This window comes from Anaerovibrio slackiae, assembly GCF_009695585.1.
GTDB lineage: Bacteria > Bacillota > Negativicutes > Selenomonadales > Selenomonadaceae > Anaerovibrio > Anaerovibrio slackiae.
This window is the reverse complement of sequence record NZ_VUNR01000010.1, coordinates 53,988-73,476: the sequence shown is the minus strand read 5'-3', so window position 1 is coordinate 73,476 and position 19,489 is coordinate 53,988. Positions and strand designations below refer to the sequence as shown.

Here is a 19,489-nt window from a genome sequence, read left to right as displayed (position 1 = left end):
TATATTGTAATAAACAGGGGCTGGTAGATGACAAAATTTGCAACTGCTGATGTTTATGCAAACAACTCTGCTCATAATAGCAGGTTGCCTTGCATAGCTGTTGGCAGTATCAGGTCTCGTCAGCCTCCCAGCCCCCTATTTCAGGCTTATTCGTAAAGCTGTATGGGGCACTATGGTAACAAATAATGTATGTGATTCTGTCATTTTGTTTATATCTGTTCAGACAAAGAAAGGGATGAGTGAGGACAGTACCCATAGAAAACCTTTGTTGTACCTCGGTGCGCGGCGGGTGATATGCCGGTGGCATATCACCCAGTACAAGACAACTGCTATGCGTTGTCTTGTACTGCGACTACGCAAGCCGTAGGCGTAGCAAGAGCTTAGCATCCGCTAGGTACAACTAGGAGCGAGAGCGTGTTTTCTATGGGTAGCTGTCCCGCTCAGCCCATTTTTAATCTGAACAGAGTGCACAAACCAACAAAACTCATCCGTTAATGTTCCAGAAGCCTCGTACCTTCACGACGATAAACTGAAAATTATTTTTTAATGAACTCTTTTCTTCTTTTTTCTCTTGTACTGTACATATAATACAATACAAATAATCACGATAGCAGCTGCCACAGCCAGGCTTATCTCGTGGCCCACCTCCATCATGACCTTCCAGCCCTCGCCCAGCATCATGCCGATGAACAAAATCAATGCCGTCCAAGGCAGGGAGCCGATAAATGTATAGAAGAAAAACTTTTTCATGTCCACATGGGCAAAGCCTGCCGGCAGGGAGATAAAGGTGCGCACCACCGGCAGCATGCGGCTGAAGAACACCGCCTTGATGCCGTATTTGTCAAACCACTCCTGGGCAATATCCACATGGGATTTTTTCACGAAGAAATACTTGCCGTACTTGTCCACGAAAGGACGGCCGCCATAGTGCCCCACATAGTAAGCAAAATAAGAGCCCAGCATGCCGCCCACCATGCCTGCCACCATAGCCATGGTGAAGGTCATGCGCCCGGCATAAATCATATAACCTGCAAAGCCAAGAATCAGCTCGCTGGGGATAGGGATGCAGGCATTCTCCAAGGCCATGAGGATTGCCACCGCATAGTAGCCCCACCCATCAATAAACTGCAAAAACACATCGGTAAACTGAGACATAAAAGTTCCTTTCCTCACAAATAACTGCAACGGATTACAACTTACTGCAATTCTTTGCCATTCGCTGCAGTTCTTTACACAAACCTTACAATACACCTATATACAAAAAAAGAGCCCCGAACCGGACTCTGCAAAAAGAAGTGGTGCCTCAGAGCGGAATCGAACCACTGACACGGGGATTTTCAGTCCCCTGCTCTACCAACTGAGCTACCGAGGCATAATGGCGACCCGAAGGGGACTTGAACCCCTGACCTCCGCCGTGACAGGGCGGCATTCTAACCAACTAAACTACCGGGCCAATGTTAACGCAGGAAATCCTGCGGAATTTTTGGTGGGCGCTAACGGGATCGAACCGCTGACATTCTGCTTGTAAGGCAGACGCTCTCCCAGCTGAGCTAAGCGCCCAAAAACTATAAAGCTGTGAAACCCGTGAGCAATTCCCACTCACAAGCAAGAATTATATCGGAATAACCGCCATTTGTCAATACTTTTATTAATATTTTTTGCACAAAAACACCCTCCGCCTCACGAGCTGCCCGCCCGCAAAGGGAGGATACAGAAAATATCCTGCAGCGAGGAAAATCTAAAATGCTGCACCGTCAATGGCCACGGCTTGCACCGGGCGAGCATGGCGCCTATCAGTAAAACATCGCTACACTGCAGGATATCTAAAACAAAGTAATACCAGCTACAGCTGCCCCGGGCTATCAGCTATTGTAAACCTGCCAACTGCCCAAAGCCAGCAACTGCCTAAAAGCTGTCAGCTGCCCTACAGGCAATTACATCAGCTTCTTCAAGTCATCTGCCGCAGAGGTCACCTTGCCCAGGTTGCTGGCAATCCCCCTGGCTCCCTGCGCCTGCTGCTGGCCGATTACATCAATGGTATTGATGGACTGGGCAATATCATTTACTGCCTTGTTCATCTCGTTCAAGGTCTTCTTGATGCTCTCAGTAGCCGCCCTGGACTGCTCTGCCAGCTTCCTTACTTCCTCCGCTACCACAGCGAAGCCCCTGCCCTGCTCACCGGCACGGGCAGCCTCAATGGAAGCGTTCAGGCTGAGAAGGTTGGTCTCCTCGGCAATATCGGTAATGATGCTGATTGCCTTCAATGTCTCGGTATTCTTCTCCTTCAAAAGCTTCGCCTGGGCCACGGAAGCCTCACCGGCACTGGCAAATTCGCTGGACTTTTTCGCCAGCTCCTCCACATCTTTATACAACTGCTTCACAGAGGAAGCAATCTCATCCACCAAAAATTTCTGCTCATCCTGAGTTGCCATATTAATTAATCCCCTTTCTTTCGTGCCATCTGCTATGTAACTATATCAATTGAATATTTCGCTCACAAGCAATTCTTCGCACTAACTGTATATCTCTATATACACAATATTCGCCGTCTAAGCGAAAAACCCTTTTTTTTTGCAAAAAAAAGCAGAAGTTAGGAAAAAATCCTGCTTCTGCCTGCAAAATTCCGACTGCAAAAGCCAGTCAGCTAAAATTTTACTGTAATCAGGGTGCCTTCCCCCACGATGCTGTCCACATCCAGCTTGGCATTATGGAGACGGGCTGCATGCTTCACGATGCTCAGTCCCAGCCCGGTACCGCCCACCTCCTTGGAATGGCTCTTGTCCACCCGGTAAAACCTTTCAAATATCCTGCTTCTGTCCCGCATAGGGATGCCGATGCCGCTGTCCCGGACAGTGATGCGGGGATGGCCGGCTATCTCACTGACCTCCACCAGCACGCTGCCCTCAGGCTTGTTGTACTTGATGGCGTTCTCGCAGATATTGAACAGCATGCTGTTCAGCAGGTGCGGAATCCCTTCCATCACCACCTGCTGACCGATAAGCTCAATAGTAATCCCGTTTTTATCCGCCATAGGCTCCAGGTTAGCAATCACGCCCTCTGCCAGCTGATATAGGTTCACCGATGACCTGGTGGTATTCTCCTGCCCCTCATCCAGCCTGGACAGGATGATGATGTCCTGCACCAGCTTGATCATCCGCTGTGCCTCGTTGTAGATTTTTTCCGCAAAATATCCTGTATCCTGCTCCATCACCATGCCGTTCTTCAAAAGCTCTGCAAAACCGGAGATGGAGTGCAGGGGCGTCTTCAGCTCATGGGACACATTGGCCGTAAACTCCCGGCGCATGGCCTCGGTTTCCTCCTGATTTGCCTTCTTGGTCTCCCTGGCTGCAATCGCCACGGAAACGCCGATAACCACCAGCAAAATAAAACCTATAGGCAGCGCCATGTCCCAAATCACCATCAAAATAGTCTGCTGGGGCATACTGAGGCGCAGGACGGAGCCGTCCGCCAGCCGCTGTGCCGAATAGAGCATCTTAACGGTCATGGTGCCCGAATACCGCTGGCTCTCCCCATAGCCCTTCCGCATGGCGGCCTGCACTTCCTCACGCTCCAGATGATTTTCCATCTGGCTGGCAGCCATGTCGCTGTCATACAGCACCTGCCCATCCGGGGAAATCCAGGTCACCCGGTAGTTTTCCTCCGGCAGCTGGGCAAGATACCCTGCCTGCAGCTCGTCCACCGCCAGTGCCGCCATCTCGGTCTCCGTCTTCAGCTGCTGCCTCTGCACATCAGCAAAATATGCAAAGGTAGTTCCCATAATCAGCCCCGTGGCAAGGATAAACGCCATCAAGGCACCGCCTACAATGCCCAGATACCTATGCATGTGGAACCTCCAGCCGGTAGCCCACGCTGCGCACGGTCTTGATGGCGCTGCCCCACGCCCCCAGCCTGGTGCGCAGGCTGCTGATATGCACATCCACCGTGCGGCTCTCCCCCATGTAGTCAGTATCCCAGATACGGCTCAGCAGCTTGTCCCGGCTGAAGGCCATACCGGGATTTTCCATAAACAGCTTCAAAAGCTCGAACTCCTTCAGGGGCATATCCACCGGCTTGCCGTCAATAGTCACCGTGTGCTGCAAGAGGTCAATCACCACGCCCCCAAAGAACAAGGTGCGCTCCGCTTCCTTGGGCTCGCTGCGGCGCAGCACCGCCTTGATGCGGGAAACCATCTCCATCATGCCGAAGGGCTTGGCAAGATAATCGTCAGCACCCAGATCCAGCCCCTTTACCTTGTCGTACTCCGTGCCCTTGGCAGTAGCCATAATCACCGGCACCCTGGCCGTAGCAGCATTAGCACGCAGCTTTTGCAGGATGGAAATCCCGTCCTCCCCGGGCAGCATAATATCCAGCATCACCAGCCGGGGCATAGGCACCCTGCCGGACTTTGCCTCCTCCAGTGCCTGCCACAGCTCCCCGGCATCCGAAAAGCCCCGGCCCTCAAAGCCCGATGCCTTCAAGGTGTACAGCATCAGCTCCCTGATGCTGTCATCATCTTCAACACAATAAATCATCGTCAATCACCCAACACAGACAACGCAAATAATACGAATAATACAAATTGAATTTGCTTTTAATCAGTGTAACACTTTCCCCCTGCATTTTCAAATCAAGAATCCGCCTGCACAGGGGACAGCACCCCGGGGCAGGCGGACTTTTCACAAATTATCAGGGAGGCTTTTACTGACGGTTTTTCTCCATCAGCCTTGCCTGGGCATCAATCAGGGTATCCCCCGGCTGCACCTGGGGCAGATAGTATTCGCCATCGGCATCGATATTCCTTGCCTTGGTGTTGTCAGAGAGCTGCAGCTGCAGCATATCCCAGATTTCCTTTTTGATATTGCTATCAAAAATCGGTGCCGCCACCTCTACGCGGTTCTCCGTGTTCCTGGTCATCCAGTCAGCAGAGGCGATATACATCTTTATGCCATCCATATCGCCATCCTCCCCCGGCTGGCCGAAGCAGAATACCCTCGGGTGCTCCAGGAACCTGCCCACAATGCTCCTGATGTGGATATTGTCCGTCAATCCCGGCCGCTCCGGCACCAGGCAGGTAATGCCCCGGACAATCATGTCCACCCGTACCCCTGCCTGACCGGCGGCGTACAGGGCATCAATCAGCTGCCTGTCCGTCAGGGAGTTCATCTTCAGCAGGATATAGCCCTGGCCGCCGTTCTCCGCCTTGCTGATTTCCCCCTGAATCATTTCCAGCAGGCTCTTTTTCAGGTTCACCGGTGCCACCAGAAGCTTCTGATACTCACCCCACAGGTTGCCGATGCCCATATTGCGGAAGAACATGGAGGCATCCCTGCCGATAGCATCATCAGCTGTCAAGAGAGCCAGATCCGTGTACAGCTTGGCAGTCTTGGCGTTGAAATTGCCGGTGCCGATATGAGTGATGTATTTTACACCGTTCCCGCCGGCAGACCGGTAGGTAATCAGGCAGACCTTGGCGTGCACCTTGTAGCGGTCAAAGCCATAGAGGATGCGGCAGCCGGACTCCCGCAGGTCATTTACCCAGCTGATGTTGTTTTCCTCGTCAAAGCGGGCCTTCAGCTCCAGCAGAACGGTCACATCCTTGCCCATTTCCGCCGCCACCATCATGTAGTTCATCAGCTTGGCATGTCCCTTGCCGATGCGGTAGATGGTAATCTTGATGGACAGCACATCAGGATTGTACACTGCCTCCTTCACCAGCTGCAGGAAAATCCCGAAATCATCATAAGGATACTTCAGCAGCACATCCTGCCTCTTGACCAGCTCCAGCAGGCTGTCATCCGCCTCCAGATGGAACTTCTCCTCGCAGGCCACAGGCTCATAAGGAGCGTAGTACATCTCCTGCTGCATGGTCTCCGTCAGGTTGTCAGCCAGCCCGTAAACATAGTCCAAAGTCAGCGGCGCAGTAGTGGAAAATACCTGGGAGGAACCAATCTTGTAGCGGTCGATGAGATACTCCGCAATCAGGGACTTGCCCCGGCTCTTGATTTCCAGCCGCACAGGAGTCAGGTGCTTGCGCTTTTTCAAGGCCTTCTTCATGGCCTCAAGATAATCCCCTGCCTCCACTTCTTCTTCCTCAAGATTGATATCCGCGCTTCTAGTAATGGCAAATACCGCCTTGTCCATCACCGGGTAGCCCACAAAGATTTTGTCGATAAACTCCTCGATAATATCCTCCAGCAGGATAAACTCCGTCTTTTCCTTGCTGAGATAAACTACCCTGTCCAGCATCTCCGGCAGGGGGATAATGCCCAGAATCAGCTTCTTCTTGCCCTTCAGCACCGCAGAAATGTACAGCTTCTTGTTGTCAAGGTGCGGGAAGGGATGATGCTTGTCAATAATCTGTGGCGAAAGCACCGGCAGGATGCGCTCCTGGAACATGTCCTCCAGGCAGGCATACTGCTTCTTGGACAGCTCGTGGATATTGGCATGGCCGATGCCCTTCTCCAGAAGCTTGCGGCGGAGGTAGGCAAATACCCTGTCACGCTGGCCGTACAGCTCCCGAACCGTATCAAAGATGGCATTGAGCTGTTCCCGTGCCGTCATGAGGCTCTTGTTGTCCACCTTTTTGGCATCCATTGCCTCCAGGCTCAGCAGGCTGCCTACCCGCACCATGAAGAATTCATCCAGGTTGCTGGTGAATATCTCCACGAACTTCAGCCTTTCGCACAGAGGCACGCTGCTGTCCTCCGCCTCCTCCAGCACACGCTTGTTAAATTTCAGCCAGGACAGCTCCCTGTTCTGGGTGTAGCTGGTCACAAACTTCTTGCTGTTCTTTGCACTTGGTTCAATCTGTCCCATGTTATTCCCCTGCTTTCTCCTGATTGTCTCCCGAGGTTTCCTTTTCGCCTGCGCTCTGAGCCTCCGCAACAGCCTGAACCGCCTCCACGCCCTGCGCAGTGTCCGCAGCCTGATTATCCTTTTCATCGTCTCCTGCCAATCCGTCCTGACCGATATGCCCCTTCTTCAGCACATAATTGTACATAAAGCCCTCACGGACACCTGTATGTGCCACCAGAATAGACTCGCACTTAAACCGCTTTGCTACCGCATAGAGAATAATCATGCCCGGCAGGATGGTGCGTATTCTGTCCGGCACCACATCAAGAAGGAGCCCCATATTCTTGATGAACTTCTCCTGATTCTCCTTCTGCTCCATGGCCTTGATAATATAGCCCACATGGGAAACCTGCAGCAGGTTTTCCGCAGCGCTCTTGCCAAAAAACAGCTGGTCCAGCTTCAGGGCAGCCCGCACCGTGCCGCCTACGCCGCACATGAGCTTGTACTTGTTCTTGCCCTCAAAGGCCTTGATGCCATCCAGCTTCTTCAAAAAATCCGCCCGGATGAGGCGGCGTTCCTCCTTGGTAGGCAGGATGCCCTTCACATACTTGTTGTAGCTGTTCAGGGACCCCTTGGCAATGCTGACGGCAGCGCGGATTTTCCCCTCCTTGTAGGCAACCAGCTCCGTACTGCCGCCGCCGATATCCACCAGCAGCCCCTTCTTGACAGCTGCCTCCCTGGCAGCCCCCAGGAAGTCCAGCTCCGCTTCCTCCCTGCCGGACAGCACCTGCACGGCAACCCCTGTGCGCCTTTCAATCTCCGCCACCGCATCATGGCTGTTCTCCACGTTCCTCAGGGAAGCCGTGGCAAAAACGTGCATCTCAGGAATATTCAGGTTGCTGAGGGTTTCCTGGAAATCCTCCAGCACCTCCACCACCCGGTCGATACCGGCGGCGGACATCCGCTTGTCCTTCACATAGGATGCCAGCCCGGCAGTAGCCTTCTTGGTAAACAGGAGCCTCAGCTTGTCATCCCTGATGTCATAGACATTCATGCGGATTGTGTTGGAACCTACGTCCACGATTGTATACATTATATTCTCCTCCTAAAATTTAAGTGACAGATAATCATATTAATCATATTATTTATACTTACATCCATCATAAACCTTTAATGTAAAGTCCGTGGGCAGCTTTTGTAAAATCTTTGTAAAATACACAAAAAACATCCCGGCAGCCACGAAGCCGCCGGGACATTCAAAAAGGAAAGGAGATGCCGCAAGTTACACCGGCTTGGGTAATGCCGATATGCGATATCTATATAAAAATTAGAAGGAGCCTGTGTTAAACCAAAATTAGACTAAAAATAGACTTAAGCTCTCATCATGTATCATTCAACAATCTCTATCTCGCCTGTGATAGAGAAATTCACCCACTTGGCAATATTCACCGCGTGGTCGCCGATGCGCTCAAAATACTTGTCAATCATCATCATATCCATGAGATACTCCGCCTCGTTGCTGCCAGACTTCAGCCTGCCTATCAGGTCACCGCGGATGTCGCAGAAAAGATTGTCCACCACATCATCGTACTTCAGCACCTCGTTGGCCAGCTCCATATCCTTGTCGCCAAAGGCCTGCAGGCTCATGTGCACCATGTTGCTGACCGCGTCGGAAATCTTCTGGAAATCCACCTTGTCCGTGGCCTGCTCAATATTGCCCACGGAGATAATCTCCGCAATTTCGCAGGCCTGGATGCCGATGCGCTCCATATCCGTCACCATCTTCAGTGCCGCAGAAATAGTGCGCAGATCCCTGGCCACAGGCTGCTGCTGCATCAGGAGCTTCAGGCAGATATTCTCAATGCTGCGCTCCTGCTGGCTGATCTGGCTCATCATGTTATTGATGGTCTTGGCACGCTTGATGTCCCCATTCAGCAGGGCATCCACCGTCAGCTGGATAGCATCTTCGCAGAGGCCGCCCATATAGACCATCTCATCCTTCAGCAAATCAAGCTGCTGGTCGAAATATGCTCTCATCAGCCGAACCTCCCCGTAATATAATCCTCCGTCCGCCTGTCCTTGGGCACGGAAAACATCTGCTCAGTCTCGCTGAACTCCACCAGGTCTCCCAGCAGGAAGAAGGCACAGTAATCAGACACGCGCACCGCCTGCTGCATGTTGTGGGTAACCATGACCACGGTGTACTTCTTTTTCAGCTCCACTGCCAGCTCCTCAATCTTGCCGGTGGAAATCGGATCCAGGGCAGAGGTTGACTCGTCCATCAGAAGGATATCCGGCTCCACCGCCAGTGCCCTAGCAATGCAGAGCCTCTGCTGCTGACCGCCGGACATGCCCAGGGCGGAGGTATTCAGCCTGTCCTTTACCTCGTCCCAGATGGCGGCATCCTTCAGGGATTTTTCCACGATATTGTCCAGCTTTACCTTGGAGGTGATGCCGTGGGTGCGGGGCCCGTAGGCGATGTTGTCATAAATGCTCATGGGGAAAGGATTCGGCTTCTGGAAAACCATGCCTACCCGCTTTCTCAGCCAGGTAACATCCACCTTGGGCGCATAAATATTTTCCCCGTTATAAATCACATTCCCTGTAATCTTAATCCCTTCCACCAAATCATTCATGCGATTCAGTGTCTTCAAAAAAGTGGACTTGCCGCAGCCGGAGGGGCCAATCAGTGCTGTAATCTGGTTCTTGGGGATATCCACGCTTATATCATGGAGGGCGTGGTGGTCACCATACCACAGGTTCAAGTCCTTGACTTCCATTATCGTATCCATAAAATTATCCTTTATTGTTTATACATCATTACACATTTTTCAGCTTCTTGGCTGCCATGTTGGCAGAGAAATTCAGAAGCAGCGTCAGCGTCATGAGAATTACCGCGATAGCAAATGCCACGCTGGTCTCGCCACGCTCGCTGGCATAGACATAAAGCGCCACTGTCAGGGTAGCAGAGGAAGATTCCAGTGCCGTTATGAAATCGTTCAGCACCAGGCCAAAGCCTGCCGTAAACAAAAGTGCTGCCGACTCGCCCACAATGCGCCCTACGGAAAGAATGCAGCCTGTCACAATGCCGTCAATAGCATTAGGCAGCACCACGGTGCGCACCATGTGCCACTTGCTGGCACCCATGGCAAGGGCACCCTCCCGATAAGCGTTAGGCACGGTCTTGAGGCTCTCCTGAGTGGTGCGGACAATCACCGGCAAAATCATCATTACCAGTGTCAGGCCGCCAGCCAGAATACCCTGCTTCAAGCCGAACATCTCGGAAAACAGCACCATGCCCGCAAGACCGAAGATAATGGATGGAATGCCGGTCAATGCCTCTGCCGCAAACTCAATCAGGTTCACCAGCTTTTTGTTGGAAGCGTACTCCGTCAGGTAGATGGCAGCTCCTGTGCCCAAAGGCAGTACCACCGCCATAGCCACCAATATGATATACAAGGTATTCAGCAAATTCGGCAGAATACCGATGGTCTTTTTCACATAGCTGCTCTGGCTGGTCAGAAGCTCCCAGGACAGGTACGGCACACCCCGGTAAAAAATATAGCCGATAATAAAGGCCAGCAGCAGGCAGGTAAAAATAGCACTGGCCCAGATCAGGCATCTCGCCCCCTGATTCCACAGCTTCCGCCGGGAAAAGCCCGCGATACTGCTATCAGGGATGGCCGCCCGGCTCACAGCCGCATTTTCCATCCTACGCCACCTTCCTTCCCTTGACAAATACATTCAGGAACACATTAATCATCATAATGAACAGGAACAGCACCAGCCCGATGGAAAACAGTGCCTGATGCTGCAGGGAACCTGCGGCGGCGTATGACATCTCAGAGGCGATTGCCGTAGTCATAAACCGCACAGATTCCAGCAGCCCCGGCATGTTAGCCACGTTTCCAGAAACCATGATAATCGCCATAGCTTCACCGATAGCACGGCCTACTCCCAGAACCACGGCTGCCGCGATACCGCTCTTGGCAGCCGGTACACTGACCCTGAAAAATGTTTCCATCTCGGTTGCCCCCAGGGCCATAGAGGCTTCCTCGTACTCTCTGGGTACTGCCTTCAGTGCAGTCTCAGATACGTTGATTATTGACGGTAAAATCATGATGGTCAGCACAATAATGGCTGCCAGAAGGGTGGCACCAGAGGATAAGGAAAACATCCCCTGGATGCCTGGAACAAGTATAATCATGCCTACAAGGCCGTAGACAACAGAGGGAATGCCAGCCAACAGCTCCACCGCAGTATGAATAACCCTGGCAAACTTTGGAGGAGCAGCCTTGGACAGGAAAATAGCTGTCAGAAGGCCAACGGGTACACCTATCAGCACGGCACCTGCCGTACCATAGATGCTGGTGAGTATAAAGGGAAGGATGCCAAAGGATGGCTCCACCGTAGAGGCAGTTGGCTGCCATGTGGTACCGAAGATAAACTCCGGAATACCTATCTTTACAATTGCTGGCAGGCCGGCAATTACCAGATGTATCGTGATGCACAGCACGAAGCCTACTGCCACGATACCGCACAGCATAAACACTGCGTTTATGCCCTTTTCAGTCATTTCCTGCCATTTGGTTTTATTCTTCATGATATATCAGACCTCTTTACTAAAAGCCTGCTTATTTAGCAGTTGGTACTGCACCAGCCTGAACAATCAGCTCGGCAGCTGCCTTGGAAGTCATGAAGTCAAAGAAAGCCTGGGCAGCCTCGCTGAGCTGTGCACCTTCCTTGGTAATCAGGTTGAACGGACGCTGGATAACATACTTGCCATTGGAAATATTCTCCTCGCTGCACTCCACGCCATTAACCTTCAGAACCTTGATGCCCTTCTGGTTTTCTACAGAAGCAAAGGAAGCATAGCCGATGGCAGCCTCGCTGTTCTTGACAGCCTCAATTACGGCGCCGGTGGAGGTCAGCTCCTGAGCCAGCTTGCACTTGTCCTTGGTCTTGGTGATGGACTCAAAGCCATCACGGGTGCCGGAACCAGCCTCACGGCCAATAGCTGCAACCTTGCCGGCATTGCTGCCAAACTTGCTCCAGTCAGCAGCCTCGCCGTTGAACAGGGCAGCCACATCCTCAACCTTCAGGTCATCTACCGGGCACTTCTCATTGACGATAATGGCGATGCCATCCAGTGCCACAGTGGTCTCCTTCAAGCCCTTTGCCTTCTCGCTGTCCTTCAGGGCACGGGAGGAAAGGCCGATATCAGTGGAGCCCTTGCTTACTGCCTCGATGCCGGTACCGGAACCGGAAGCATCATAGGTAATGGTAACGCCCTTGTTATCCTCCATAAACTTCTCGGACAGGATGCCGATAACCTTCTCCATGGAGGTGGAACCGTTGGTGGACACCGCGCCAGCCAGCCCGGAGCTGCTGCCGCCCTTGTCACTGCCACAGCCGGCCGCCAAAAGCCCCAGCATCATTACTGATAATAAAACTGAAAATAATTTCTTCATGTTCTTCATTTCCTTGCACTCTCCTTCAATAACATTTACGGATTTCTCTGAACATGGCTATATATTAATACGCAAATGTAAAGTCCATCTGCCTGTTTTTGTAAAAAAAATGTAAATATCTATGTATACAAAAATCCCCCGGGGAAACAAGCTTCTGCGCCCATTTTCCCGGAGGAATACATTCATTAATTATAGCTTATATTCAATTATGTACAATTATTTACAATCATGTGCATTTCTGCACCATTTCGCCAGGCTTCCTACCTTTATCTGCCTGCTGCCATAACCTGCGCCAGCGTCTCCCACACATCTGGCGTTTCCAGGGTACTGCGCCAGTAAGCACCGCCAGCCAGGTCATAGCGGCTGACCAGTGATGCCTTCAGTGCCAGGGAGCGGCGGTTCTCCTGCCACACCCGATAGCGGCTCTTTCCTTCCGCGTACTCAAAATAATACTGGCCTGCCTCGGGCAGCCACACAGGCGCCAGTCCCCTGTCTGCAATCATTTGCTCCGCCTGGGACATGGACAAAGTTTTGCCCTTTGCCTTGCCGGTCTTTATGTCCTCCTGCCAGATGCGCATATACAGGGGCATGCCAAGAAGCAGCTTCCTGGGCGGCACTCCTTCCGCCAGGGTTGCCATGATGCCCTTTTCCACCCAGCCCAAGGAGGCCACGGAACCGCTGACCGTGGAGGCCGCGCTGTGCTCATCGTATGCCATCAGCATCAGGTAGTCCACCTGCTCCGCCAATGCCCTGCGGTCGTAGCAGCGGGACCACATGCCGGAGCTGCTGGGAATGGTAATGTCCATGGAGACAGTCAGCCCCTCCGCCTGAAGTGCCCTGCTGATTTCCCCCACGAAGTCCGTCAGCCTGTCCCTGTCCTCAGGATGAATATTTTCAAAGTCGATGTTGATGCCGTCCAGCTGGTATTTTTTCGCCAATGACTTCATTTCCCTGACGGCATTTTCCCTGCCCATAGGGCTCGCCAGAAGCTTTTTCGTCATATCCGGGTTGAAGTCGTTGGTAATCAATGCCCAGACCTGATAGCCCCGCTCATGAGCCTGCCTGACATAATCCAGGCTGGCATTGCCCTTCTTATCCTTGATTTTCCCCTTTTCATTGGCAATGATGAACCAGCTGGGGGACAGTACATTTACCCCTGGCAGCCGTGGCTGCTCTGCCAGCCTGCCGGACTTTTCCCCCGGTGCCTGCCAGTCCCACAGCACACTTAACTGCCCTGCCGCCAAAGCCGTATTCGCCCACAGCAGCACCACCATAAATACCGCTATTACCGCCTTTTTCATGCAGCTTATCGCCCCTTCCGCATCCGTTTACCTTCCATATAAATTATAATTCATAGGAAAAAGAAATACTACTAAAAAGATAAATAATATTTCCCATTGTTTTTTCGCCCTTTAATGTTATAATGTGTCATTATGCTATATAACTAAAAATTAATAAGTGATTATTTACATAAAAGAAAAATTTTTTACAAAAAAGCTGTGCACAGCATAATAAATTGCTAGGGGGATGACTATGACACATACACAAAAACTGGGGCATCTGGCTGCCATCCTGACGATAATTCTCTGGGGCACCACCTTTGTCTCCACCAAGATACTGCTGGAAGCATACCAGCCGGTGGAAATTCTCTTTTTCCGCTTTCTCATGGGGCTGATTGCCCTGACCATCATCTATCCGAAGCCGCTGAAGGGAACCAGCCTGCGGCAGGAGCTGGTATTTGCCGCGGCAGGGCTGTGCGGCATCTGCCTCTACTACCTGCTGGAAAATATCGCCCTGACCTACACCATGGCTTCCAACGTAGGGGTAATCACCTCCATCGCGCCGTGCTTCACCGCCATCGTGGCATATTTTGCCCATATGGACGAGGATGCCATCAACAAAAAGTTTTTCTTCGGCTTTCTTGTGGCACTGTCCGGCATTTTCCTCATCAGCTTCAACGGTGCCGAGCTGCAGCTGAACCCTGTAGGTGATATACTTGCCCTGCTGGCAGCCCTTGCCTGGGCATTTTATGCCGTCATCACCAAGGGCATCGGCAATTACGGCTACAACACCATTGTCATGACCAGGCGGATATTTTTCTACGGTATTCTCTTTATGCTGCCGTCATTGCTCTTTTTTGATTGCAGCTGGAGTTTGCTCCCCTTGCAGGAGCCTGCCTACCTGCTGAATCTGCTGTTCCTGGGGCTGGGTGCCTCAGCCCTGTGCTTCGTCACCTGGAACTATGCCGTCAAGATGATCGGGGCTATCCAGACCAGCATCTACATCTACATGGTGCCTGTCATTACGGTAGTCACCTCCATCATCGTCCTGGATGAGCAGATTACGCCTATGTCGGCACTGGGCATCGTGCTAACCCTGGGAGGCCTGGTGATTTCCCAGTACCGCGGCAAAAGAAAAGCATGACACACAACATTAACGAAATAATATAAAAATACCTCTATGAAGACTGCAAGCTTTCCGCGCACTATGCGCCAGCTGCCTGCCATCTGCCATAGAGGTATTTTTATTTTATCTGCCTGTCAGGCATATCCAATTACTGCACGTTTTATTATCCGGCAAAATCTGCTTATCTGAGGAAGCCGCCGATAATCTGCTCCTCCGCCTCTGCCTCGGTAAGCCCCAGGGACATGAGCTTTATGAGCTGGTCCCCGGCAATCTTGCCGATAGCCGCCTCATGGATAAGGGCGGCATCCACATTCCTGGCATCCAGCTTCGGCACAGCCACCACATGAGCCTTGTCCATGATGATGGCATCGCACTCCGCATGGCCGCTGCATACGCTGTTGCCCACGATAGCCGCCTCAAAGACCTGCTCGGAGGTGTCCTTGGCCACGGAACGGGAAATCACATCCGTGCTGGAGCCCTCCCCATTCAATGCTACCTCGTATACGCTGGTAGCAACCTGCTCCCCGTGAGTCATCAGGCGTTCATGGACAATCATAGTAGCCCCTTCTGCCAGCTCCGCCCTGGTGATGCGATGGGTGTTGTCCACCCCTTTTATCTGCACCATTTCCATGTCCACATAGCTGCCAGCCTCCTGGTACACCTCGGTGACAGGATTCAGGATGCGCTTGCCGCTGCCGTCTCCCTCGCCGTAGTGCTTCTCCACGTAGCGGATTTTGGCATTTTTGCCCACAAAGAAGCGGTGCACGCCATCATGCTGGGAATCCTGGTTGCCGCAATTATGGATGCCGCAGCCAGCCACGATAACCACGTCGGAATCCTCGCCAATGTAAAAATCATTGTACACGGTTTCTTTGATGCCGCTTTCACTGAGCACCACCGGGATATGGACGCTCTCGTTCTTTGTGCCCGGCTTGATGCGGATATCAATACCGCTCTTGCCGTCAGTCTTGGTAGCAATGTCGATGTTGGCAGTGGTATTGCGCCCTGCCTTTTCGCCGTTGACGCGGATATTGTACGCCCCCTCCGGCACGCCGTGCAGGTCAGCCACCTCGGTCAGCATCTGCATCTGGATTTTGTCTAGCATATTGCGCTCCTCCTTTCCGGTGCCAGCTTGCTGCAAGCAGCATTCACAGCGGAGGCAGTTCCCAGCAGCTCCGGCAGGATTTCATCCTTCGGCCCCTGCTTTGCCACCCTGCCGTTCTCAATCACCACAATCTCATCAGCAATATTCAGGATGCGCTCCTGATGAGAAATAATCAGCACCGTTCCCTGCACCGTCTCACGGATATTCTCAAACACCTGAATCAGGTTCTGAAAGCTCCAAATGTCGATGCCTGCCTCCGGCTCGTCAAAGATGGAAAACTTCGTTCCCCGTGCCAGCACGGTGGCAATCTCAATACGCTTCAGCTCGCCGCCGGACAGGGAGGAATTTACCTCACGCTGAATGTACTCCTTGGCGCACAGCCCTACCCGGGAAAGGTACTCACATGCCTTTGCCACGGACAGGTTGGTGCCGGTAGCCAGCCGCAAAAGGTCAATCACCTTGATGCCCTTGAAATGCACTGGCTGCTGAAAGGCAAAGCTGATGCCCAGCTTAGCCCGCTCCGTGATGTTTTTCTCCGTAATATCCTCGCCGTCAAACACAATCTGCCCCTCAGTAATGGGGTTGATGCCCATGATAGTCCTGGCCAGGGTGGACTTGCCACCGCCATTTGGCCCTGTGATGACCACAAATTTGCCATCAGGAATAACCAGATTCATGTGGTCAATAATATTCTTGCCAGCATTGCCATCTGCAACTGTGTAGGTGACATTCTTTAATTCCAGCATAATAATCTACTTCTCCTAATACACATAAAAAAACACACAATGTTACAAACATTTAACACACGTAATGCACGTAACACTTACAATTCACACAATACACACATGGTATACATGCCATATACGCATAATAGACATGCAATACATACAAAAGGGGCTACCATCTTTTTACTCAAGATGATAACCCCTAAACTTTTAGAATAAATCCTTAGCCAGAACGATGGTCTGGTCGCGGTTCGGCCCTACGGACACAATGCCCAGGTCAATGCCGGTAACCTCTGCCATGCGCTCCAGGTAGATGCGGGCCTTCTCAGGCAGCTCCTCATAGGTGCGGATGCCGCTGATATCGGTCTTCCAGCCCTCAAAGGTCTCATATACAGGCTCAACCTCTGCCAGCACCTTCAGGGAAGCCGGAATCTCGTTGAGGATTTCGCCCTTGTACTTGTAGGCCACGCACATCTTGATTTCATCCATGCAATCAAGGATGTCAAGACGGGTGATAGCCATGTAATCAATACCGGACAGCATACCTGCATAGCGCACAACGCAGGCATCCAGCCAGCCGGTACGGCGCGGACGGCCTGTTACAGTGCCATACTCATGACCGGCATCGCGGATTTTGTCGCCAATCTCATTAAGCTGCTCCGTAGGGAATGGGCCCTCGCCGACACGGGTGCAGTACGCCTTTACCACGCCTACAACCTTGTCGATATCACGAGGCGCAACACCTGCACCTACGCCGATGCCGCCGGAAATAGGATGGGAAGCGGTAACATACGGATATGTACCGTAGTCAATATCAAGCATGGTTGCCTGGGCACCCTCAAAGAGGATTTTCCTGTCAGCCTTGATTTCGTCATGGAGCAATGCGATGGTGTCGCATACATAAGGGCGCAGGCGATCTGCATAGCCCTCATACTCCTTCAGCATGGACTCATAATCCATCGGCTCCTTGCCGTACAGCTTCACAATCTCCTGATTCTTCAGCTCCAGGTTTTCCTTCAGCCGCTTGGCAAATTCTTCCTTGTCAATGAAATCGCAGACACGGATGCCGATGCGGTGGTCACGGTCGGCATAGCACGGACCGATGCCGTTCTTGGTCGTACCTACCTTGTTGTCACCCTTCAGCTCCTCGATGTAGCCGTCCATCTCGCAGTGGTACGGCAGAACCACATGGGCGCGGTTGCTGATGCGGATGCCGCTGACATCGATGCCCTTCTCAATCATGCCGTCCATTTCCTGCAGCATAACCTTCGGGTTAAAGGCAACACCATTGCCCACCACGCACAAAGTACCCTTGTAAAGAATGCCGGACGGCATCAGGCGCAGCTTGTACTCCGTGCCATCAACGGCAACAGTATGGCCGGCATTGCTGCCGCCCTGATAGCGGACAACAGTCTCAGCCTTCTGTGCCAGATAATCTACGATTTTACCCTTACCTTCGTCACCCCACTGGGTGCCCAAAACTACAACAGCTGACATACAGCAGTCTCCCCTCGTTTTTCTATGAAGCCGCCCGGCCGCAATACCAGGCAACCCTTGTACCAGAGCCATGCCCTGCCATCTTGCAGGACAGCTCCCTAAAACATTTTTTAACGCCTTTTCCTGAAATGCATCAAAAAAAGACTCAGGCAATCCTTGCCCCAAGTATAAAATATTTCATCTCATTAATGTACTCATATATCATAGCATGTATAGAGCAGTTGTGTCAATGAATTCCGCCCCGCAACCGCCTCTTGCAGAAAATTATTCCTGCCTATAAAATAAAATCAAAAATGAAAAATCCGAAAGGCGGTAAAGATATGCAGAGAGTACGCATTGTAGATATTGCCAGGGAGCTGGGTGTCAGCACGGCAACAGTTTCCAACGTCATTCACGGCAAGACAAAAAGGATTTCCGACGCCACAGTCAAGAGGGTGCAGAAGCTGCTGGAGGAAAGGCAGTACATCCCCAGCATGGCAGGGCTGCTACTGGCACAGAACGATTCGCGCATCATCGGCATCGTCATCAACAACCACGGCAAGTACGAAGGGCATGTGCTGGAGGACCCCTTCGTGTCCGCTTCCCTGAACGCCCTGTCCATCGAAATCGAAAAATCCGGCTACTTCATGATGGTGAAAACCACTACCCGGCTTTCTGATGTTGTCAAATTCGCATCTATGTGGAACATGGAGGGCATGGTCATCATCGGTTTCTGCCAGGAAGAATACCTGGAGCTCCGTCAGTTCATGCACATCCCCTTTGTGGTTTATGACGGCTTTTTCGAAAACGCTGCTGATGAAATTAACGGTACTAATGCCGCTAACGAAATTGACAGCATTAACGATTCTGACAACGCTGCCGCTGCACGGCTCTGCAACCTGACCATCGACAACTACGACGGAGGGCTGCAGGCCGGCAGGCACCTAAAAGGCCTTGGGCATCAGCTGGCGCTGTGCCTGTCTGACAACGAAATCTGCATGGATGCCCAGCGTATCCGGGGCTTTCTGGAAGGCTTCGGGGCAGAAAATACGGACTTGCTGCTGATTCCCATGCAGAAGGAGCTGCGCCGCACATTTTATGAGCAGCACTTCCAGTTCATCAGGAAGCACACTGCCGTCTTTGCCGTGTCAGATTATTATGCCATCGACTTCATGCAGTTTTTGCAGGAAAAGGGCGTAGCAGTGCCCCGGGATGTGTCCATTATAGGCTTTGACGATACTCCCATCTGCCAGCAGCTCGTGCCTGCCCTGACCACTGTGCGGCAGGATGCCGCCAGCCGTGCCGCCAGTGCCCTGCTGGCACTCAGGGAGCTGAAGCAGGGCACTCCCTTCCAGCAGCCAGGCATGTTGCCCGTGCAGCTGGTGCTGCGTGACAGCACTGCACCTTGCAAAATATCTAAGCAATTAAATCGAATTTTATAAAGGGTTATGCGTTTAACCTATTGCATTTTATCATATCCTATTTTAAAATATAACCATAAAATTAAGGGA

The 19,489-nt window shown here is 52.0% G+C and carries 17 protein-coding genes and 3 tRNA genes; 2 read left to right on the top strand and 18 right to left on the bottom strand.

Annotation, left to right across the window (positions count from 1 at the left end; translation table 11 throughout):
- Positions 1 to 543: 543 nt before the first annotated feature.
- The 15 genes from FYJ84_RS06700 to FYJ84_RS06630 all read right to left on the bottom strand — a co-directional run bounded on the left by FYJ84_RS06700 (position 544) and on the right by FYJ84_RS06630 (position 13,567).
- Positions 544 to 1,155, bottom strand: a complete 612-nt coding sequence (locus FYJ84_RS06700) for a DedA family protein (protein ID WP_154406819.1) — start codon at positions 1,153 to 1,155, stop codon at positions 544 to 546.
- Between the two features lie 141 nt (positions 1,156 to 1,296).
- Positions 1,297 to 1,372, bottom strand: a tRNA-Phe gene (locus FYJ84_RS06695).
- 4 nt (positions 1,373 to 1,376) lie between these two features.
- Positions 1,377 to 1,453: transfer RNA gene (locus FYJ84_RS06690), tRNA-Asp, on the bottom strand.
- Positions 1,454 to 1,484: 31 nt separating this feature from the next.
- A tRNA-Val gene (locus tag FYJ84_RS06685) sits at positions 1,485 to 1,560 on the bottom strand.
- A 374-nt stretch (positions 1,561 to 1,934) separates the two neighbouring features.
- The gene (locus FYJ84_RS06680; RefSeq protein WP_154406818.1) at positions 1,935 to 2,432 is read right to left on the bottom strand and encodes a methyl-accepting chemotaxis protein; all 498 of its coding nucleotides are present in this window, start codon (positions 2,430 to 2,432) and stop codon (positions 1,935 to 1,937) included.
- Positions 2,433 to 2,644: 212 nt separating this feature from the next.
- Entirely contained in the window at positions 2,645 to 3,844 is a 1,200-nt protein-coding gene (locus FYJ84_RS06675; RefSeq protein WP_154406817.1) for a sensor histidine kinase, read from the bottom strand.
- Positions 3,837 to 4,532: a winged helix-turn-helix domain-containing protein gene (locus FYJ84_RS06670; RefSeq protein ID WP_154406816.1), complete on the bottom strand. Its 696-nt coding sequence runs from the start codon at positions 4,530 to 4,532 to the stop codon at positions 3,837 to 3,839. The genes FYJ84_RS06675 and FYJ84_RS06670 overlap by 8 nt, the downstream gene beginning before the upstream one ends.
- Before the next feature lie 166 nt (positions 4,533 to 4,698).
- Entirely contained in the window at positions 4,699 to 6,816 is a 2,118-nt protein-coding gene (gene ppk1, locus FYJ84_RS06665; RefSeq protein WP_154406815.1) for a polyphosphate kinase 1, read from the bottom strand.
- A gap of 1 nt (position 6,817) precedes the next feature.
- The gene (locus FYJ84_RS06660; protein ID WP_154406814.1) at positions 6,818 to 7,888 is read right to left on the bottom strand and encodes a Ppx/GppA phosphatase family protein; all 1,071 of its coding nucleotides are present in this window, start codon (positions 7,886 to 7,888) and stop codon (positions 6,818 to 6,820) included.
- 296 nt (positions 7,889 to 8,184) lie between these two features.
- A complete protein-coding gene (gene phoU / locus FYJ84_RS06655) occupies positions 8,185 to 8,832 on the bottom strand; it encodes a phosphate signaling complex protein PhoU (protein WP_154406813.1) in 648 nt (215 codons plus the stop codon).
- On the bottom strand, positions 8,832 to 9,587 hold the full coding sequence (pstB, locus tag FYJ84_RS06650) for a phosphate ABC transporter ATP-binding protein PstB (protein ID WP_154406812.1): 756 nt from the start codon (positions 9,585 to 9,587) through the stop codon (positions 8,832 to 8,834). Before pstB ends, phoU begins: the two co-directional genes overlap by 1 nt.
- Before the next feature lie 28 nt (positions 9,588 to 9,615).
- Complete coding sequence (gene pstA / locus FYJ84_RS06645; protein WP_154406811.1) at positions 9,616 to 10,506, bottom strand: phosphate ABC transporter permease PstA; 891 nt, start codon at positions 10,504 to 10,506, stop codon at positions 9,616 to 9,618.
- Between the two features lies 1 nt (position 10,507).
- Positions 10,508 to 11,398, bottom strand: coding sequence for a phosphate ABC transporter permease subunit PstC (pstC, locus tag FYJ84_RS06640; RefSeq protein WP_154406810.1), 891 nt, complete (start codon positions 11,396 to 11,398; stop codon positions 10,508 to 10,510).
- A gap of 31 nt (positions 11,399 to 11,429) precedes the next feature.
- Positions 11,430 to 12,275: a phosphate ABC transporter substrate-binding protein gene (locus tag FYJ84_RS06635; protein ID WP_235901379.1), complete on the bottom strand. Its 846-nt coding sequence runs from the start codon at positions 12,273 to 12,275 to the stop codon at positions 11,430 to 11,432.
- Positions 12,276 to 12,532: 257 nt separating this feature from the next.
- The gene (locus FYJ84_RS06630) at positions 12,533 to 13,567 is read right to left on the bottom strand and encodes a glycosyl hydrolase family 18 protein (RefSeq protein ID WP_154406809.1); all 1,035 of its coding nucleotides are present in this window, start codon (positions 13,565 to 13,567) and stop codon (positions 12,533 to 12,535) included.
- Positions 13,568 to 13,799: 232 nt separating this feature from the next.
- Here FYJ84_RS06630 and FYJ84_RS06625 point away from each other — a divergent pair, with 232 nt between their 5' ends.
- Positions 13,800 to 14,690 carry a DMT family transporter gene (locus tag FYJ84_RS06625; protein WP_154406808.1) on the top strand — a complete coding sequence of 297 codons (891 nt, stop codon included), beginning with the start codon at positions 13,800 to 13,802 and terminating at the stop codon, positions 14,688 to 14,690.
- Positions 14,691 to 14,853: 163 nt separating this feature from the next.
- On the opposite strand, the gene FYJ84_RS06620 is transcribed toward FYJ84_RS06625, so the two are convergent.
- From FYJ84_RS06620 to FYJ84_RS06610, 3 genes are all read right to left on the bottom strand, one after another.
- On the bottom strand, positions 14,854 to 15,777 hold the full coding sequence (locus FYJ84_RS06620) for a SufB/SufD family protein (RefSeq protein ID WP_154406807.1): 924 nt from the start codon (positions 15,775 to 15,777) through the stop codon (positions 14,854 to 14,856).
- Complete coding sequence (locus tag FYJ84_RS06615) at positions 15,771 to 16,523, bottom strand: ABC transporter ATP-binding protein (protein WP_154406806.1); 753 nt, start codon at positions 16,521 to 16,523, stop codon at positions 15,771 to 15,773. The genes FYJ84_RS06620 and FYJ84_RS06615 overlap by 7 nt, the downstream gene beginning before the upstream one ends.
- Positions 16,524 to 16,712: 189 nt before the next feature.
- The gene (locus FYJ84_RS06610; protein WP_154406805.1) at positions 16,713 to 17,999 is read right to left on the bottom strand and encodes an adenylosuccinate synthase; all 1,287 of its coding nucleotides are present in this window, start codon (positions 17,997 to 17,999) and stop codon (positions 16,713 to 16,715) included.
- Between the two features lie 320 nt (positions 18,000 to 18,319).
- On the opposite strand from FYJ84_RS06610, the gene FYJ84_RS06605 reads away from it, so the two are divergent.
- Positions 18,320 to 19,420: a LacI family DNA-binding transcriptional regulator gene (locus FYJ84_RS06605; RefSeq protein WP_154406804.1), complete on the top strand. Its 1,101-nt coding sequence runs from the start codon at positions 18,320 to 18,322 to the stop codon at positions 19,418 to 19,420.
- The last annotated feature ends 69 nt before the right edge of the window (positions 19,421 to 19,489 follow it).

Coding starts and splice junctions, on each gene's coding strand:
- FYJ84_RS06625 (WP_154406808.1), top strand. CDS start 13,800: ATGACACATACACAAAAACTGGGGCATCTGGCTGCCATCCTGACGATA.
- FYJ84_RS06610 (WP_154406805.1), bottom strand. CDS start 17,999: ATGTCAGCTGTTGTAGTTTTGGGCACCCAGTGGGGTGACGAAGGTAAG.
- FYJ84_RS06675 (WP_154406817.1), bottom strand. CDS start 3,844: ATGCATAGGTATCTGGGCATTGTAGGCGGTGCCTTGATGGCGTTTATC.
- pstB (WP_154406812.1), bottom strand. CDS start 9,587: ATGGATACGATAATGGAAGTCAAGGACTTGAACCTGTGGTATGGTGAC.
- pstC (WP_154406810.1), bottom strand. CDS start 11,398: ATGAAGAATAAAACCAAATGGCAGGAAATGACTGAAAAGGGCATAAAC.
- pstA (WP_154406811.1), bottom strand. CDS start 10,506: ATGGAAAATGCGGCTGTGAGCCGGGCGGCCATCCCTGATAGCAGTATC.
- FYJ84_RS06605 (WP_154406804.1), top strand. CDS start 18,320: ATGCAGAGAGTACGCATTGTAGATATTGCCAGGGAGCTGGGTGTCAGC.
- phoU (WP_154406813.1), bottom strand. CDS start 8,832: ATGAGAGCATATTTCGACCAGCAGCTTGATTTGCTGAAGGATGAGATG.
- FYJ84_RS06630 (WP_154406809.1), bottom strand. CDS start 13,567: ATGAAAAAGGCGGTAATAGCGGTATTTATGGTGGTGCTGCTGTGGGCG.
- FYJ84_RS06620 (WP_154406807.1), bottom strand. CDS start 15,777: ATGCTAGACAAAATCCAGATGCAGATGCTGACCGAGGTGGCTGACCTG.
- FYJ84_RS06700 (WP_154406819.1), bottom strand. CDS start 1,155: ATGTCTCAGTTTACCGATGTGTTTTTGCAGTTTATTGATGGGTGGGGC.
- FYJ84_RS06680 (WP_154406818.1), bottom strand. CDS start 2,432: ATGGCAACTCAGGATGAGCAGAAATTTTTGGTGGATGAGATTGCTTCC.
- ppk1 (WP_154406815.1), bottom strand. CDS start 6,816: ATGGGACAGATTGAACCAAGTGCAAAGAACAGCAAGAAGTTTGTGACC.
- FYJ84_RS06615 (WP_154406806.1), bottom strand. CDS start 16,523: ATGCTGGAATTAAAGAATGTCACCTACACAGTTGCAGATGGCAATGCT.
- FYJ84_RS06670 (WP_154406816.1), bottom strand. CDS start 4,532: ATGATTTATTGTGTTGAAGATGATGACAGCATCAGGGAGCTGATGCTG.
- FYJ84_RS06660 (WP_154406814.1), bottom strand. CDS start 7,888: ATGTATACAATCGTGGACGTAGGTTCCAACACAATCCGCATGAATGTC.
- FYJ84_RS06635 (WP_235901379.1), bottom strand. CDS start 12,275: ATGAAGAACATGAAGAAATTATTTTCAGTTTTATTATCAGTAATGATG.